This is a genomic window from Streptomyces sp. P9(2023), from assembly GCF_032436795.1.
GTDB lineage: Bacteria > Actinomycetota > Actinomycetes > Streptomycetales > Streptomycetaceae > Streptomyces.
On record NZ_JAUPWM010000695.1, the window covers coordinates 1 to 251 of the forward strand.

1 protein-coding gene is annotated in these 251 nt (G+C 32.3%); it reads right to left on the reverse strand.

The window, feature by feature from the left end:
* Positions 1-251, reverse strand: a 251-nt coding sequence (locus tag Q5762_RS39145) for a hypothetical protein (RefSeq protein WP_315897084.1), incomplete at both ends; no start/stop codon positions are given.

Here is a 251-nt window from a genome sequence, read left to right on the forward strand (position 1 = left end):
GAGTAACAGATACCGTTTATTTCTTTAAGTCGTTTGATAATGAGTTCACTTATTTGGTAAGTGTCACTTATACGTTTCGCAAAAGTTTCAACAGCAAAATTAAAACGATAGTTTTCACTATCGTTATCTGACCAAATATTCTCTTTTAGATAAATCGGCGTTATACGGATAAAAGGCGCTGATGATGACTTATGATAATCTTCTGGAATTTCAAAAGTGAAAATTAACGATTCATCTGTATTGGTTTTGCG